The sequence below is a fragment of the Streptomyces phaeolivaceus genome (genome assembly GCF_009184865.1).
Lineage (GTDB): Bacteria > Actinomycetota > Actinomycetes > Streptomycetales > Streptomycetaceae > Streptomyces > Streptomyces phaeolivaceus.
In genome coordinates this window covers 619,537-636,155 of sequence record NZ_CP045096.1, presented here as the reverse complement: position 1 = coordinate 636,155, position 16,619 = coordinate 619,537, and the positions used below count along the sequence as shown (strand labels likewise).

6 protein-coding genes and 1 pseudogene are annotated in these 16,619 nt (G+C 75.3%); all 7 read right to left on the bottom strand.

All coding sequences use genetic code 11. The features are described from left to right. Positions 1-17 precede the first annotated feature (17 nt). On the bottom strand, positions 18-2,087 hold the full coding sequence (locus F9278_RS03220; protein ID WP_152166897.1) for a hypothetical protein: 2,070 nt from the start codon (positions 2,085-2,087) through the stop codon (positions 18-20). Continuing rightward, complete coding sequence (locus F9278_RS03215) at positions 2,084-5,956, bottom strand: vWA domain-containing protein (RefSeq protein ID WP_152166896.1); 3,873 nt, start codon at positions 5,954-5,956, stop codon at positions 2,084-2,086. The genes F9278_RS03220 and F9278_RS03215 overlap by 4 nt, the downstream gene beginning before the upstream one ends. Next, entirely contained in the window at positions 5,953-7,113 is a 1,161-nt protein-coding gene (locus F9278_RS03210) for an ATP-binding protein (protein WP_152166895.1), read from the bottom strand. Before F9278_RS03210 ends, F9278_RS03215 begins: the two co-directional genes overlap by 4 nt. Before the next feature lie 84 nt (positions 7,114-7,197). Continuing rightward, positions 7,198-12,162, bottom strand: a complete 4,965-nt coding sequence (locus F9278_RS03205; RefSeq protein ID WP_193241347.1) for a DNA-binding protein — start codon at positions 12,160-12,162, stop codon at positions 7,198-7,200. Next, positions 12,159-13,025: a DUF4132 domain-containing protein gene (locus tag F9278_RS03200; protein ID WP_152166894.1), complete on the bottom strand. Its 867-nt coding sequence runs from the start codon at positions 13,023-13,025 to the stop codon at positions 12,159-12,161. Before F9278_RS03200 ends, F9278_RS03205 begins: the two co-directional genes overlap by 4 nt. Positions 13,026-13,350: 325 nt before the next feature. After that, a pseudogene (locus tag F9278_RS03195) lies at positions 13,351-14,870 on the bottom strand (aldehyde dehydrogenase family protein). 108 nt (positions 14,871-14,978) lie between these two features. Continuing rightward, complete coding sequence (locus F9278_RS03190; protein WP_152166893.1) at positions 14,979-16,505, bottom strand: carotenoid oxygenase family protein; 1,527 nt, start codon at positions 16,503-16,505, stop codon at positions 14,979-14,981. Positions 16,506-16,619: the final 114 nt, after the last annotated feature.

The following is a 16,619-nucleotide window of genomic DNA, read 5'->3' as shown; positions in this document are numbered from 1 at the left end:
CGGCGGCTCGGTGGTGGTCAGCCGTCGGAGGACGGTGACCGCCAGGTGGCCTGGACCAGGGCGCGTTCCGTGCCGGCCAGGTAGACCGCCGTGGCGAGCCAGGCGCGGGCGTAACGGTCCGGGTCGGGGTCGGTCACGCGGCCGAAGACATCGCGGGAGCGGCGGTCGGCCTCCGTCGTGAGCGCGGCCGACAGTTCGGCGGCCCCGCGGAACCCGCTGCGCCGCAGCGCCGCGACCCCGCCGTTCCGGTCGCCGTCGCGGGCCGGCTCGGCGACCGCGCGGCGGCCCCCGGAGACGGCGACCTCGACGAGCCGCCGCAGCCGCCACAACGGCGCCTCGGCGAGCGGGTCGGCCGGCACCCCGGCGGGGCCGTCCACGGCGGGCAGCGCGTCCGGGGGCGGGAAGTGCGAGCCCTGGAGCCGGTCGTAGCCCAGATCGGCGTGACCCTGCCACTCGTCCGGCAGCCGCAGCGTCGCCTCGGCGCCCGGCACGGGCCCGATCGCGAGCGGGCGGAGCGTGGCCGCGCGGTCGGGTTCGAGACGGCCGAGCACCCGTAGGCGCAGACCCGGCCGGGCGGCGAGCTGACGGAAGTTGGCCGTGTGGGTGAGATCGGGGTGGCCGTTGGCCGGAGCCAGCCGCACGAGCGGGCCCTCGCCCGCCGAGTCCCCGGAGTCCGCCGATTCCCCGGAGTCCTCGGAGCGGGACACCTCACGGGCGAGCAGGTGGTCGCCGGCCGCGCCGACGAGGACCAGATCGCAGCCGATCAGTCTGCGTGCCGCCTGCTCCGCCCGCTCGGGGTCGGTTCCCGGCGCGACCGCGAGCCGTTCGGCGACCGCCTCCGCCAACGGGCGGGCGAAGAGGGCGGCGAGCGGATCCGAGGTCCAGGCCAGACCGGCGAGCGGAGTCGCCCGGACCCCCTTGCCGGAACCGAGCCGGCCGTCCGGGGAGAGCGTGGCACCGGAGATCAGCAGCCCGCCTCGGGAGAGCTGGGAGTGGTCGAGGGTGCCCGAGCCGAGGGCGACGGTGGCCTTGGCGGCACCCCGGGCGCGCGCCGGGCCGCCCGGCTTGACGTCGGCGATCGAGAACCACTCCCCGTCGTCGGAGACGAGATGGGTGACGACACCGCCGTACCCGGTGGCCGAGATCACCGGCTCCCGGCACACACCGTGCACCCGCAGACCGCCGCCCGGCCGGTAGGCGCGGCGGGCGTTGCCGACGAGGGCCGGATCCGGGTTCGCCGCCGCCAACAGGCCGGTGGTGAGCAGCAGTTCGCGCACATTGGCGACGAGGTCGGCCAGCCGGTGCCCGTCGTGCCGGGCGCGGGCCCCGCGCAGCCCGCGGACCACCCGCAGGGCCGCCGCCTCGGCGCGGTGCAGCCCGGCGAGCCGCGCGGTGTGCGCGGCCCGCAGCAACTCCGCCTGCGGCACCGCCCCCGCCGCCGGGACACCGGCCGCGAGCACGGCCGCGGTCGCCGCCCAGAGGCCGTGCGCGGCGGAGATCTGGGCGGGGGTGGGGGGCATGGAGGAGGCGGGCATGGAGGAGGCGGCGGACGCCGGTGCGCCGGTCGTGCCGGTCGTGCCGGTGGTGCCGGTGGTGCCGGTGGTGCCGGTGGTGCCGGTGGTGCCGGTGGTGCCGGTGGTTGACGTGCCTGCGGCCTGCGGGCCGCCGTCCGGGGAGGCCTCACCCCGGCCTCCCCGGAGGCCGGTCGACGTTTCGGACGGCTCGGCCTCCGTCCCGGCCTCCGTCCCGACGGTGGCCGTCGCGCTCTGCGTCCCGTCGACGGCCATGGCCTCCGCGTCGGCCACCGGGCAGGCGCTCAGGACGGCGGCGCGGTGCAGACAGCGGGGCGCGAGCAGACAACCGCACACCGCCCCCTCGGCGTCCGTCACCGCGCCCGAGGGGCCGGGCGTGAGCGTCACCTCGGCGTCCTCGCCGCACCGGACACGCAGGGTGCCGCCGTCGACCGTGACGGGCAGCGCCGCGTACGACTCGACCGCGGCGTCCAGCTTCTTGCGCAGCCGGGAGGTCAGACTCTCGACCGCGGCGGCGACCACATCGGGCGCCGCCGGGGGCAGTTCGGCGTTCATCGGGACTCTCCGCGGAGCCGGTCGCCCACCCAGCGGGCGAGGGCGAGGGGACTGAGGGCGGCGACCGGCATCCCGGCCGCGACGAGCTGCTGGGCGACCGGCACCGAGTAGCGCGGGGTGCCGGTGTCGTCCAGGGCGGCGCAGCCCATCAGATGGACCCCGGAACCCGCGAGGGCCCGTACCTCGCCGAGGAGCCCGCCCAACGGGTAGCCCTCCTCGAAGTCGCTGACCACCACCACGAGGGTCCGGCTGGGCACGGTCACCAGGGAACGGGCGTGCGCGAGCCCCGCCGCGATGTGCGTACCGCCGCCGACCCGCACCTCGAGGAGCAGCGACAGCGGGTCGTCCACCCGGTCGGTCAGATCGATCACATCGGTCGAGAACGCCAGGAAGTGCGTCGACAGCGTGGGCACCCCGCCCAGGACGGCCGCGGTCAGCGCCGACCAGATGACGGAGGCCTCCATCGACCCGGACACGTCGACGACCAGGATCAGCCGCCAGTCCGCCTCCTTGCGGGACCGGGTGCTGAACACCGGCCGCTCCGGTACGACCACGGTCCGGCCGTCCGCCGTACGGTGGGTGCTCGCCAGGTTGGCCCGCAGGGTGCGCGGCAGATCTAGTCGGCCACCGGGGCGGCGGGTCGGGCGCGGGGTGGCGAGACCGGTGAGCGCGGGGCGCATCCGGGTGGCCAGCTCCTTGGCAAGTTCGTCGACCAGCCGCCGTACCAGCGGGCGCAGCTTGGCCAGTCGCTGTTCGGGCATCCCTCCGGCGAGGTTCAGCACGGAGGTCAGCAGGTCGACCGAGGGGCGGACGGCCTCGGGGTCCAGCTCGGCCAGTACGTCCGTACGGCCCTGGTCGGCGGCGCGTGCCAGCACCTCCTCGCGGACCTCCGCGCCGAACAGCGCGTCCAGTTCGTCGGCCCATTCGCGGGCCGTCGGGAACGAGGCGTCCTGGCCGCCGCCCTGCCCCTGGCCGCCGTTGCCCCGGCCGAGGTCCGACGAACCCTCGCCCCGGCCGGTCCCGTACAACTCGTCCAGCGCGTGCGCGTAACGACGGGCACCCTGCGGCAACTTCTCGCTCTCCCGGCCGAGCAGCAGCCGCCAGCGGTCGGTGGGGCCGAGGTGGAGGAGGGAGGGCGAGGAGGAGAGAGCGGAGGGGGAGGAGGGGGTGGCGGCGTCGGCTTGCGGTTCGGCTCGCGGTTCGGATGGAGGTTCGGCCGCGGTGACGGGTGTCCCCGGGGCGTCGGTGCCGTCCGTGGCCTCGGGAAGCCCCGAGGCGTCCGTGCCGTCCGAGGTGTCCGTGCCCGCCGTGCCGTTCGGCAGTCGCAGTGCGGCCACCGTCGCCAGGCCCGCCGTGTCCGCCGCCGTCCACAGGGCGAGGAGGGCCGGTGAGGCGGTGAGGGACAGGTCGAGGCGGTCCCCGAGGCGCTCGGTGACCGTGTCGAGCAGACGGTCGCGGCCCGCCGGGGTGAGGGTGTCGAAGCCGCCGCGCAGGGCGGGCAGCCGGTCCAGGAAGCCCTGGTCGGTGAGGGTGTCGATACGGTCGAGCAGCGGGTCCAGCGCGGTCGGCGCGGACTGGAGCAGCGGGGCCGCGCCGCTGAGCAGCCCGGTGAGACGGCGGGCCAGCCCCAGACGGCGGTCGGGGCCGGTGGCCGTGTCGATCCAGCCCGCCGCACGCGCCCCGAGGGTGTCGGCGCCGTCCAGGTCGAGCAGGACCCTGGCGGCCAGCGCGGCACCCTGGATCAGCGGGGAACCGGTGCGCGCCAGCGTGCCCAGGGCGTCGTCCATCCGCAGACCGAGGCGGTGTTCGCCGGCCCGTGAGGCGAGCGCGACCAGCGCGGCGGCGTCCTCCGGCTGGTCGCTGCCCGCGAGACCGGGCAGCGCGCGGACGGCCGCGTCCAGCAGGTCGACGGCCAGCTCGGCCGCCGACTGCCTTCCGCCGGGCGTGGTCCCGGGCAGATGGCCCCGGCGCAACGCCTCCAACAGGTCCAGCGCTTCCAGGAGTTCGGGGAGCGTGGCCGAGGCGGGAAGCACGGCGGCGGCATCGGCCAGCCGGTCCGCGACCAGGGCCGGCAGATCGCAGCGGGCCGCCGCCCGGAGCCCGGTGAGGACCAGGGCACAGGTGGGCCCGCCGTCCGCCGACTCCCGGCGGAACGTCTCCCGCAGGGTGCCCTCGGCCGCCAGCGCCGCCGTCACGCCCCGGATCCCGGCCAGGTCGAGCCGTACCGGAACAGCGGGCGTCCACGACAGCCGCCACCGGGTGGTGAGGGCCGTGCCGTCGCCCGTGCCTGCCACCTCCACGGCCTCGCCGTAGCCCGCGCCGCACACCGCGAGTCGCTGGAGCAGGGTCTCGCGGCGGCCGTCGAGGGCGGAGCGGAGCGGGTCGAGACGGAGTTCGCGCGCGTCCGGGTCGTCCGGGCCCGGCAGCCGCAGCGCGGCCAACTCCGCCTCCACGGACGGGCCGAGACCGGAACGCGGGGTGCCCGGAGCGATCCGGCCCCGGTCGGTGCCGACCAGCACCACTTCGAGGGCGCGGGCCAGCGCCCGGCCCCGGCCGAGCGGCTCGCCCTGGCCCATCACGGTCGTCAGCGCCTCCAGGACCTCGCCCCGGCCGGGGGCGGTCAGCCCCCGGATACTGGCCAGGTCCCCCGCCATCCGCAGCGTCTCGGTGGCCTCGCCCGTGCCCGCCGTGTGCCCGGCCGCGCGCAGCTCCCGGCACACATCGGTGATCGCCCGCGCGGCGGCGCCGTACAGCAGACCGGGGTCGCCCCCGGCCGTGAACACCGCCTGCTGCCAGCGCGGGTCCCGGATGCCCGCCGGATACCCGGAACGGGAGTCCAGCAGATCGAAGGCGTACGGGACGAGCGAGGTGACGACCGGCGGGTGCTCCCCGACGAGACCCGCTCCCCGGGCCCCGGACACGGTCCCGCCCGCACGCGGCGCCGACACCGGGCCGGACGCGCCGGTCGCGCCGGACGACTCCGTGCCGTCCGAACCGCCCGTTCCGGCCGGGTCGGTGTCCACGCCGGTCACGTCCGTCAGCGCCGGGGCGTGGAACGCGCCGATGACGGCCGCGACCCGGCGCCCGCCCGTCGCGGCTCGGGCGATCGTGTCCCTCATGTGCGCCTCACGGGCCAGGTCCACCGACGGCACCCCGCCCGCCGACTCGGCGTCGCGCCGCAACGCCCACCCCACGCCGAGCGCCGCCCGGCGGATCGCCTCGGGGGCGCAGCCGGGAGCGAGCACCTCCACACACCGGTCCCAGAGATCGTCCCCGTCACGACCGGTCCCGGCGGCGGTGAGCGCCGCCGCGAAGGCGGTCGGCCCGGCGCCCGCGATCCCCTCGGCGACCGCGCTCCGGGTCTCCGTGCCCGTGGCGGAGCCGTCACCGCCCGCCGGGGCGGAGCCGTCACCGGCCGCCGTGGCTCCCGAGCGATCCGCGCCCGCTGCCCCCGGCCCGTCCACGTCCGCTCCCGGACGGCCCCCGTTCGACGCGGGCCCGTCCATGGTCCAGGCCGGATCCGACATCGGCAGGTCGCAGCAGACCACCTCCACGCCCCGCTCCCGGGCCCAGCGGAGGGCGGCGAGTTCGGGGGAGAAGTCGGCGAACGGGTAGAAGCCGAGCCGGCCGCCCTCGCTCGCCCCGGCCAGGGCGACCGGGGCGAGGGTGCCCGGCGCGGCGAGGTGGGGCAGCCAGTGCTGGAAGTCGGCCGGCAGCTCCACGCAGACGACGTCCGCGCCGGAGGCGTCCAGCAGGGCGGGCACGGCCGCGGCGAGCGCCGGGCTGTGGTGCCGTACCCCCAGCAGATAGGGCGCCGCCGAGTCGGCGAGGGCCGTGACGGCCGCCCGTGGTTCCTGAGTGGTCGTCACCGAAGGTTCTCCCGCAGGTCCCAGAGGCGGCGCCAGGTCGCCGAACCGTCCTCGGCGCGCCGGCGCACCGGACCGTCCCAGTAGCCGAGCAGCCGGGCGTGGTCGGCAGGGTCGTCCTTGCGGACCACGCCCAGCAGATGCCCGGGGACGAGGTCGAGCGCGTCCCCGCCCGGCAGATACGCGGCGGCCACCCCGAGCGACGCGGCGACCTGCACGGCCTCGGCGGTGGACATCACCGTGCCGGGCCGCTCCACGTCCCAGCCCTCGGCGGAACGCCCCGCGCGCAGATCACGGAAGACGGTCACCAGCACATCGAGCACCGCGTCGTCCACGCCGAAGGCCGCTCCCGCCCGCTGGACGGCCGCCTCCGCCTGCCGCCGGACGAGGGCCGTCTCGGCGTCGACGTCCGCGATCGGGTGCACGGTCTCGAAGTTGAAGCGGCGCTTGAGCGCGGCCGACATCTCCGAGACGCCCCGGTCGCGCAGGTTCGCCGTGGCGATGACGGTGAACCCGGGCACCGCCGGGACCTGCGCGTCGTCCGTGCCGGACAGCTCCGGCACGCTCACCCGGCGGTCGGACAGGATCGACACCAGGGCGTCCTGCACCTCGGGCAGACAGCGGGTGATCTCCTCGACCCGCGCCACCCGCCCGGAGCGCATCGCGCCGAGCACCGGCGAGTCGACGAGCGCCTGCGGGGTCGGGCCCTGGGCCAGCAGCAGCGCGTAGTTCCAGCCGTAGCGGAAGGCGTCCTCGGTGGTGCCGGCGGTGCCCTGCACGGTGAGCGCGCTGGTGCCGCACACGGCGGCCGACAGCAGTTCGGAGAGCATCGACTTGGCGGTACCGGGCTCGCCCACCAGCAGCAGGCCGCGCTCACCGGCGAGGGTGACCACGCACCGTTCGATCAGGGCGCGTTCACCGACGAACTTGGGCGCGATCACCAGCTTGTCGGGCAGCGTCTCGTGCGGCTTGGCGAGCTTCAGGGCCTCGCCGCCGCTGCCGCACACGAAGGTGACCACGGCACGCGGGGTGAGCCGCCAGCCGGGCGGGCGGGGGCCCTCGTCATGGGCGGCGAGGAAGGCGAGTTCGGTGGCGTGGCGCTCCTCGGCGGGCAGCGTCTGCCGGGCCGGAAGGGCCGTCGCCGTGTCGGTCGCGGTCATGGATGTCCTTGCTCGATAGGTCTGTCGGACGTTTCTCGGGCGGGGGGCCGGGGGCGCCCGGTGATCGGGCGCCCCCGGGTCTCCTCAGCGGCGGCGTCCCCGCCGCACCTTCAGCTCCTCGAACCGGGGCGTGTCGCCGTCCTGGACGCGCTGCCAGGCCCTGCGGTACAGCGCGGCGGCCGGTTCGGCCGGCACGATCACGCCGAACGTCGCGTGCTCGTCGCTCATCAGGGCGTCGTACAGCGGCAGCTTCCACCGCTCCAGCGGCAGCCGGGGCGCCTTCGGGTCGACCCAGGCGCCGGGCAGGAACAGCGAACGCCCGGCCCGGGTGCGGCTGGCCTCCACCACCAGCTCGCCCGCGGCCAGTTCGGCACGGGCCGCCTTGAGGCGGGCGGGCTTCCACCCCGTCCAGCGGGCCGTCATCCGGTCCGTCGGGTCGGGCATGGCGAGCAGCATCAGATAGAGCGTGGCGGCGTCCTCACCGATGCCGTACTCCTTCGCCGCCTCCGTCACCAGCTCGGGCACGGAACGGCTCGGGTCCTGCGCCCACCAGACGCCGTCCTTGTCCCGCTCGCCCGCCACCGGGTCGCCCGGGTCGGCGAGGAGCGCCCCGAACGGGGCGGATCGGGCCAGCCGCAGCGCCACCTCGGCGGGGTAGGGCCGCTGGTCGTCGATGCGCAGCGCGGGCAGATACGGGTCCTCGCCGGCCTCGTCGAGCAGCGCGACCCGGATGCCCGGCGACGGCTGGTCGTCGTGGGTGGCCAGGACGACCGCGCCGTACCGCTCGAAGCCGTCGCCGACCTCCGTCGGGGTGCCCGCGGTCTTCCGGAACGCGGGGAGCCCGATGTACCGGCCGAGGTCCAGCACCAGCCCCGGGTGGGCCAGCCGCTCGCGTACGGCGGTGAGCGCGGCCGGCAGCGCGGCCCGGAGCGGGTCGCCTGCGGGCAGCCGGTGGGCGAGCCACGCGGCGAGGCCGACCGAGCCGACCAGCGTGTCCGCCGTGAAGCCGACCGCGTCGTCACCGACGGGCTTGACCCGGTCCCCGTCGACCGCCCACTCCAGGTCCCGATGGAACCGGGGCTCGTCGGCCGGGTACAGCACCGCCGGCAGGGCGCTCCGCAGGTTCCACGCGGAGTGCTTGACCGCGCGGTGGGCGTCGGCGAGCAACTCCTCGGGGATCGCCCTCCGCCTGCCCACCCCGTTGTTCCAGACCTCCGCCGCGGCTGCCACGTCCGGACCCTCGGTCCACAGCCGGGCGGGGTCGGCGGGCAGCAGCGCGCCCACCACGGCGGCGCGGATACCGCCGTCGAGCGCGCGCAGTTCACCCTTGGCGACGGCCGCCGGCGCGAGCTTCACACCGATGGCGTCGCGTACCTCGGCGGTCAGGAACGAACGCTCGTACGTGTCGACCCACGGCAGACCGGCCACGATCAGCCGGGCCGTCGTCTCCGTGACCCCCGTGAGCCGGGCGAACTCCTCGGCCGCCTCCGGGAACCAGGGCGCCGGGCCGCGCTCGGCCAGCTCCGTGAGGAACCTGTCCAGCAGGTGCGCCTCCCGCTCCCCGCCCAGCGGTGCGGACCCACCGAGCGTGTACGGCTCGGGCGTCTCGAACCGCTGCGCCGGGTCGTGGAACAACCCGGTGAACGTGCACCCCTCGTCGTCGTGCGGATAGGTGTGCTGCAGGAGCGCGACGAAGGCGCCGCCGCCCAGCGGCAGCAGTCCGTGCCATGCGCCCTCGCGCCACTCGCCCGACGAGGTGCGCAGTTGCTCGGGGGTGAGCCGCAGAGTCGCCTTGCGCCACCGCTCGGGTGTGGCACCGACACCCAGTCCCAGGGTCCGGAGCCGGTCGAGCAGGGCGTCCAGCGTCTCCCGGTGCTCCTGCGGGGTGGTGCCGGCCGCGGCCCGGAAGACGATGGCCGCCGCGCGGTCGGCCAGCGACACCAGTTCCGGTTCCCCGGTCGGCAGCCGGGGCCCGTCGAGGTGGAGGCGTACGGTCCGCTCCTCCGGTACGGCGGTGTCCGGGAGCAGCCCGGCGGCCCCGGTCATCGTGCGCAGGGAGCGGAAGACGGTGTCGGAGCCGTCCTCCCGCTCCCAGGAGCGGCGCTCCCCGACGCCGAGGCCGTTCAGCACGTCCCGGAGCACCCAGTCGGTGGGTCCGGCGGGCCCCTCCGGCTCCTCCACGCCCTCGTCGAGCGCCCGGGTGAGCCGGGCGGACGCCTCGTCCAGGACGGCCTGCTGGCCGGCGGCGTGCCGTACGACGCCGGCGATGCCCGCGACGAGCGCGTCGTCCGTGACCGGCAGCATCGCGCGGATCCCCGGTGACAGCGTGTCCTCGTACGCCTTGCCCGCCGCCTGCCGCTTCTCCTCGGCGGCCGCGTGCAGCAGGGCCGCCGCCGTGTCCTCGTCGAGGGCGCGCAGCGCGGCGGACCCCTCCGGGTCGCGGGCCGTCATGCACTCCCAGTACTGCACCGGCGGCAGCAGCAGTGTCCCCTCGCCGAAGACGCCCGGTGTGCGGTCCACCTTCGCGACGGAGGTGACGACACCGTCCGTGTCGACGATCTCCATCTGCCAGCCGTTGCGGATTACGGCACGCGCCCGGTCGTCACCGGGGAACACCACGAGCGCGGCCGGCCTGCCCCGCTCGGCGGGCAGGGTGACGGTGTGTCCGGCGAGGTCCTCGCTGTGCCAGGAGCCGTCGGGCAGCCGGATCGTGCGGACGCCGACCACACCGTCCACGGGCGCGGAGGCCGGCGCGCGGCCGACGGTCGGGGAGGGGCCGATCCGGCCGCCCGCGTAGGTGCTGCCCTCGGGCGCGTCGCGCAGCGCGTCGGCCAGGAAACCGGGCAGGCTCCGGCGCCCGTGCCGGTGCGTGGCCGGGTCGTACTCGTGGAAGCCGTGGGTGTCGGAGTCGTCGTCCTCCGTGTGCCACACCCAGTACGAGGCGCCGTCGAACAGCAGCCGCCGCTCGTCGGGGATCGTGGTGTCCCCGGGGTGCAGCACCCCCGCGCCGGTGGTCCGGCCGCCGCCCGGCAGGGGCAGGGTCCTGCGCAGGTTGCCCCGGTACCAGTCCATCTGTGTGCCCCGGGTACCGCCCGGACCCTCCATGGCCTGGGGCTGGTCGGCGCGGGTGTGCCAGTAGCCGCGCAGGCCGTCGCCCCGCGACCGCCAGTAGACGAGCAGTTCGCCGTCCACGTGGTGGAAGCCGGGGTCGCCCCACTTGTCGTTCGCCGGGATGCGCAGGTCGTGGGTGAGGAGGGTGCCCTCCGCGCCGATCACCCGGGCCTGCGCCTCGCCCGCGACGATGAGATGCGGCCAGGCGTCGGCGACGACGATGTCCTCGACGTCGTCCTTCGGGACGAGGGTGGCGGTCGCGTCCTCCCAGGCGGGCCAGCCCAGTTCGTCGAAGAGCCCGGCGCGCAGGGTGCGTGCCAGCACCGGCGCCAGGTCGGTGGAGACGGCCGCGCGGACCTCGTCCTCGGCGAGCGCCAGCGCCTCGGCGGGCAGCCACCTCAGCCGGCTCAGCGCCTCGGGCAGCTGCGGCAGGCCGACGGCGGCGAACCGCTGGACGACCCCGCGCACCCACTCCGCCAGCAGCGGGCGTCCGCCCGGTGACGCGGCCAGCACCCGGATCGCGCACAACCCGTCCTGGTCGTTGCCGAACCGGTCCGCGCCCCGCCCGAACGCCTCGTGGAAACGGGCGTCGGCGGACAGCGACAGCAGCTCGCGCCGCCCCTCGCCCCGGGCCCACTGCTCCAGCGGCAGCGAGGTGTTCCTCGCCGGGGCGGCCACGGGTACGTCCAGGGACAGCAGCAGGTCCATCAGGTCGATGTCGTGGGTGACCGGCAACTCGCGTCCGGCCGTGGTCAGTTCGGCGCGCAACACGTCCACCGCGCGCTCCGCCAGCGGGTACAGCTCCGGCATCCGGGTGGGGCCGTTCCAGGACCGGGCGCGCTCCCGGAAGGCAAGGAAACGCTCCAGCCAGCCCGCCGTGCCGTCGTGCGGACGCCGATCGGCGGGCAGCGAGGTGTCCCACAACCCGGCCGTGGCACCGCAGACCTCCAGCATGTCCAGCCACATCGCGGGCATGTCGTCGTCGTGGGCCGAGGGCAGCGTGTCCAGCAGGGTGCCCCGGACCTTCGGCTCACGCGTGGCGAGCGCCACCAGCGCCGTACGGTGGCTCTTCCACCAGCCCGCCGCCGCGCGCAGCGTGGACGGCAGGACCAGCAGCTCGGCCAGATAGTCCTGTTCGGTGAGGTCCGCGTCCCGGCCCGCGGCCCGTGCCAGCCGGCGCAGGTCGTTCGCCATCTGCGCCGACGGCGGCAGACCGCCCGCCGTGCGGCGCAGGCACAGCTTGGTGAAGCGCCGCAGCGCCTCCTCGGCCGGGACCCGCGCGGCCAGTTCCTTCGCGTACGCCGACAGCACCTTCACCGGGAGCGCGCCGGCCAGCGCGAACTCCAGGAACACGGCGTCGAGCCGGTCCTCCTCGACGATCAGGCCGTGCTCCGCCTCGGCCTTGCGGGCGCGGGTGAACAACTGGGCCGCGTAGGTGGCGTTCTCCTCGGCGAGGAACACCCGCCCGGCCTGCTCGAAGAAGGTCGGCAGGAAGTGCGGCACCGACGCCGCCAGCCGCGCGCCCAGCTCCAGATAGGCGTCCATGGCCGTCTTCGGCTTGGACTTCACCTGCCGGGCGGCCCGCTCCAGGTCCGGCACGATCCCCAGCGCGTGATGCCCGTCCGCCGGGTGGTGCACGAGCACCCACTCGGGGAAGCCCAGCGACTGCCGCAGCCCCAGCCCCACGACCGCGGGCTCCGCGTCCTGCTCCAGTCCCAGGTACCCGGCGGCGAGATCCTCCGCCGCGCCCAGCTCCCCGGCGACCAGCCGCACCACCACCCGGTCCTCCAGGCCCGGATGACGGTACGTCCGCGCGGTCAGCGGCACCGCACGCTCCCCGGCCCCCTCGGTGTCCGGTGGCAGCACCCCGCCCGCCGCCAGCAGTTCCCCGTACGACACCTCGGTCGCCCCGCTCGACACCTCTGTCCCCCCGCTCATGCGTCCTTGCCCTCCTCGATCACGCGCCCGGCGTACAGTGCCGCCGCCATCCGCATCCCCTCCGACCAGGCCACCGGTCCCACCTCGCCCAGTGGCAGGGCGTGGCCGTCCGGGTCCTGCCAGGTGAGGCTGCCGGTCTCCACCTCGTCGTCGTAGTACGGCTCCCCGATCCACACGGAGGCCTCGACGGTGCGCTCGCCGTCCCGGATCCGGGCGGTGGCGTACCCGCCGGAGACGCGGTACCCGAGGGAGGTGGCGCGGGCGGCGAGGGCGAAGCGGGAGCGGTACTGGCCGCCGGTGAAGTCCCGTACCTGGGTGGCCTTGGCGACGAGATCGTCCGGCCGTCGCCAGGTGGCCCGGTGTATCTGCTCGACGCGCTGGACGATGCCCAGCTCCGCCGCGAACTCCCGGATGTCGTCGAGGTCCGGCAGCAGCACCGGGTGCGGCAGGGTCACCGTGCGCGGGGAGAGGCGGACCGTCTCACCGTCCAGGTTGACGATCCGCAGTTCGCCGGAGTCGGTGGCGCCGCGCAGGAAGCCGACCTCGTCCGGGTCGTCGCCGACCACCGCGAGGTCGCGCAGCGCGGTCTGCCATGCCTCGTCCGGCCAGACCCGGGCCAGCAGTCCGGTGGGTACGGGCAGTGACGACACCATCCACGCGTCCACCTGGGTCACGCACGCCGTGGCGTGCCGATCCAGCCATTCGGCGAACCGGCGCAGCCGGTCCACCTCCGGGTGGTCCTTGAGCGCCTTCGGCAGTGATTTCAACTGCCGTCCCGCCGCCCGGCCCGAGGTGGCCCGCGCGGCCACCCGCCCCTCCACAAGAGCGACTTCATATCCGTCGCCCGCCGACAGCCAACCCACGAACCCCAGCCCTCCGCGTCAATTGCACAAGAAGAAAGCACAGTTCAGCCGGGGAATCCCGGCCCAAGTGCGACCTTGTGCGGAACGCTAGCGGCAGCCACTGACATTCGGTCCGGGCGCCTCCCCGTAAGCCCCCGTGACGCGCCGGGACACCCCGACGGCGGGCGGGCACGCGGGAGAGACCCCTCCGGCGTCCGGCAAGCCAATCGAAGCGGGAACCCCGGCGCATCCGTAGACCTACGTAACCCGAGTACGTACTACCGGCCAGTCACCGACGCCGGACGCCGTAGGGCCGATGTGCTCACCCTCCGCAGCGGCGCGCGGTTCAGAACGGGTGGCGCTCGATCCTCGACTGCGCGGTCACCCACTGGACCTCGGTGAAGGTGTCGAGGTTGGCGCCGCCGCCGAAGCGGCCCCCGGCGGCCGAGGACTTGACGCCGCCGAAGGGGGCCACGGCCTCGTCGTCGACGGTCTGGTCGTTGATGTGGACGGCGCCGGACTCGATGCGTCCGGCGAGTTCCAGGGCGCCGAAGACGTCCTGGGTGAGGAGGGCCACGGACAGGCCGTACTCGGAGGAGTTGACGAGGTCCACGGCCTCGTCGACGGTCTCGCAGACGGTGACGGGGGCGACCGGGCCGAAGATCTCCTCGGTGAACGCGGCGGAGTCGTGGGGCACGTCGGCGAGGACGGTGGGCCGGTAGAAGAGCCCGTCGTGGGTGCCGCCGGTCACCAGGGTGGCGCCCTGGACCACGCTGCGGGTGACGATGTCGTGAACCCGGTCGCGCTGCTGTGCGTCGATCAGGGGGCCGAGGGCGTGGTGCGGGTCGGTGGGGTCGCCGACGGTGATCGCGGCGGCCTTCTCGGCCAGCCTCGCCACATACCGCTCGGCCAGGGAGGCGTGCACGAGGTGCCGGCCGGTGGTCATGCGGATCTGCCCCTGGTGCAGGAACGATCCCCACGCCCCGGCGGAGGCCGCCGCGTCCGGGTCGGCGTCGGGCGGCACCACCAGGGCGTTGTTGCCGCCGAGTTCCAGATGCGGCTTCTTCAGCAGGGGACCGGCCGCCGCCGCGATCGCGCGTCCGGCGGCGGTGGAGCCCGTGAAGGAGACACAGGGCACGGCGGGGTGGGTGACGAGGGCGTGGCCGACGTCGGCGCCGCCGGGCAGTGCGTGCGGGAGTCCTTCCGGCAGCCCGGCCTCGGCGAGCAGTTCGGCGAGGGCGAACCCGCCCGAGACGGGGGTGCGCGGGTCGGGTTCGAGGACGACCGCGTTGCCGAGGGCGAGCGCGGGTGCCACCGAGCGGATGGACAGGATGGCGGGGAAGTTGAACGGCGAGACGACACCGACCACGCCGACCGGGACCCGGCGGGCGAGGGAGAGGCGTTGGGCGGGAGGTGCGCAGGAGTTCGCCGTAGGGCGCGGCGGCGAGCGCGGCGGCCTGGGCGAGTTCGGAGACCACCACACCGGTCTCGAAGGCGGCCTTGCCCCTGCCGGAGCCGGCCTCGGGGACGAGCCGGCGGGTCAGCCGGCCCGGGTCAGCCGGCCCGGGTCGGCTGACCCGGGCCGGCCTCCAGCAGGGCCGCCGCCCTGCGGAACACGTCCGCCCGTCGGTCGTAGGGCAGCCGGGCCCAGTCCCGCTGGGCCCGCGCCGCGCTCTCCACGGCCTGCCCGACATCGGCCGGGGAGGCGGCGCCGACCGTGGCGATCACCTCTCCGGTGGCCGGCGCGGTCACCTCCGGGGTCCCGCCGCGGCCCGGCCGCCAGGCGCCGTCGAAGAGGAGCCCGTGCCACGCGGCGAGGGCGTCGCCGGACGCGGGCACGGCTGTCGTGGGTGTGGTGGTGGTCATGGGGTTCTCCGGTGTTCGTGGGCGGCTCCGGGCGTACGCGATCGGGGCGTACGTGATCGGCGCGCGCCGGAGGAGGAGACCGGCGCGCGAAGGAATGGGGCGAGGAGGTCAGCGCGCGTCGCGCAGCGCGGCCACGCTCCGGTCGAGGACGGACTGGTCGGCCCAGCTGCCGTGGAAGCCGAACGGCACCCGCACGGGCAGCCGGACACGGGCCAGCGGCTGGGTGACGAGGTCGGAGGCGTCGTGGACCAGCAGCTCGCTCAGTCCCGTCTCCGGGTTCCACCACAGGGTCAGCAGATAGCCGTCGTCCTCGGCGCGCGCGTCGGCCCGGGGGACGAACACCGGTTCGCTGGGGCTGGTCAGCGGGTGCGGCCCCTCCAGGACGGTCGTGACGTCCTTGACGTAATCGTGGCGGGCCAGACCGTCGGACATCGTCTCCGGTGCCAGATCACGGGTGGTGACGAAGTAGCCGTACCGGTTCCGCACGCCCGTGTACACGTCGTTGATCTTCGGGAACTCGCCCGCGATGCCGGAGACCCGCCGGTCGGAGACCTTTCCCGTCGCCGTGTCGATCCGCCACTGCCAGGCGTAGCCCGGCGGGAACCACTCGTGGGAGCCGAGCGGGGTGAGGCTGTCGGCGGGGGTCCCGATGCGGGAGACCCGGTGCATGTCGATGACGACCTCGTCACCGATCTCGTAGGCGTTGTAGAAGTGCGTCGGCGCGAACATGCCGCCCGCCTCGTACCACTTCACCTCGTGCGTACGGCGATCCATCAGCACGATCTGGGTGCCGTGCGGCAGCGCGGACTCGTCCCAGACCACGCCGGGCCTGCCCTGGGCGATCAGGTCGAGGCGGAGCAGGTTGGGCGCGACGAAGAAGATCGCGTAGTTCTCGCTGACGACGAAGTCGTGCATGAGGACCGGGACGCCGACGTCGATGGTGTGCGAGTCGACGACCCGGCCGGTCTTCACCTCGGCGCGGTACCAGGTGATGACCGGCCCGGTCGCGGCGAAGAACAGCATGTCGCCCGTCACCGGGTCGATCTTGTGGTGGGCGGTGCACAGCACGTCGATGCCGCCGTGGAAGTCGTACGTGCCGAACGTCTCCAGGGTCTCCGGGTGCATCGCCGTGGGCAGACCGCCCTCGAAGTAGACCAGCAGATGGTCGTCGAAGACACCGACGTTGGTGTTGGCCACGTTCTTGGCCCGCGGGGCGCCCTTCGGCAGTCGGCCGGGTGTGCCGCCGTTGACGAATCCGCTGTAGACGGCCTCGCCCTGCTCCACCTCGAACCTCATCGAGTCGGTCGCCACCCAGCCGGTGCGGAAGGCGGCCCGGCCGTCGCGCAGATAGAGCGCGGCGACCATGCCGTCGCCCTCCCACCAGTGGTAGCGGTCCATGTTCCGGGGCTGGAAACGGGGGTTGGAGGAGATACGGAACAGGGCGCCCGCGAGATCCTCCGGGATCGCGCCCTCCACCGGCAGGTCGTAGCCCGCGCTCTCCTCGGCCCATGGGGCGAACGGTCCCCGCAGCCATTTGTTGCCGGTCGGCCAGCTCTGGTCGGGATCGACGGGCCGGGCCTGCGACGACACGGACAGGGGGGTGGTCGCGACGACCGGGGTGGGCGGCGTGTTCATGCGGGGCGCCTTTCGCGTACTGGGCGGCGGACGAGCGGCGCCGGGCGTACGGCGGCGGGCGTCGTCGGTCCCGCGACGCGTATGCCGCGTCCGGCGTCCCGCTGAGCACCGCCC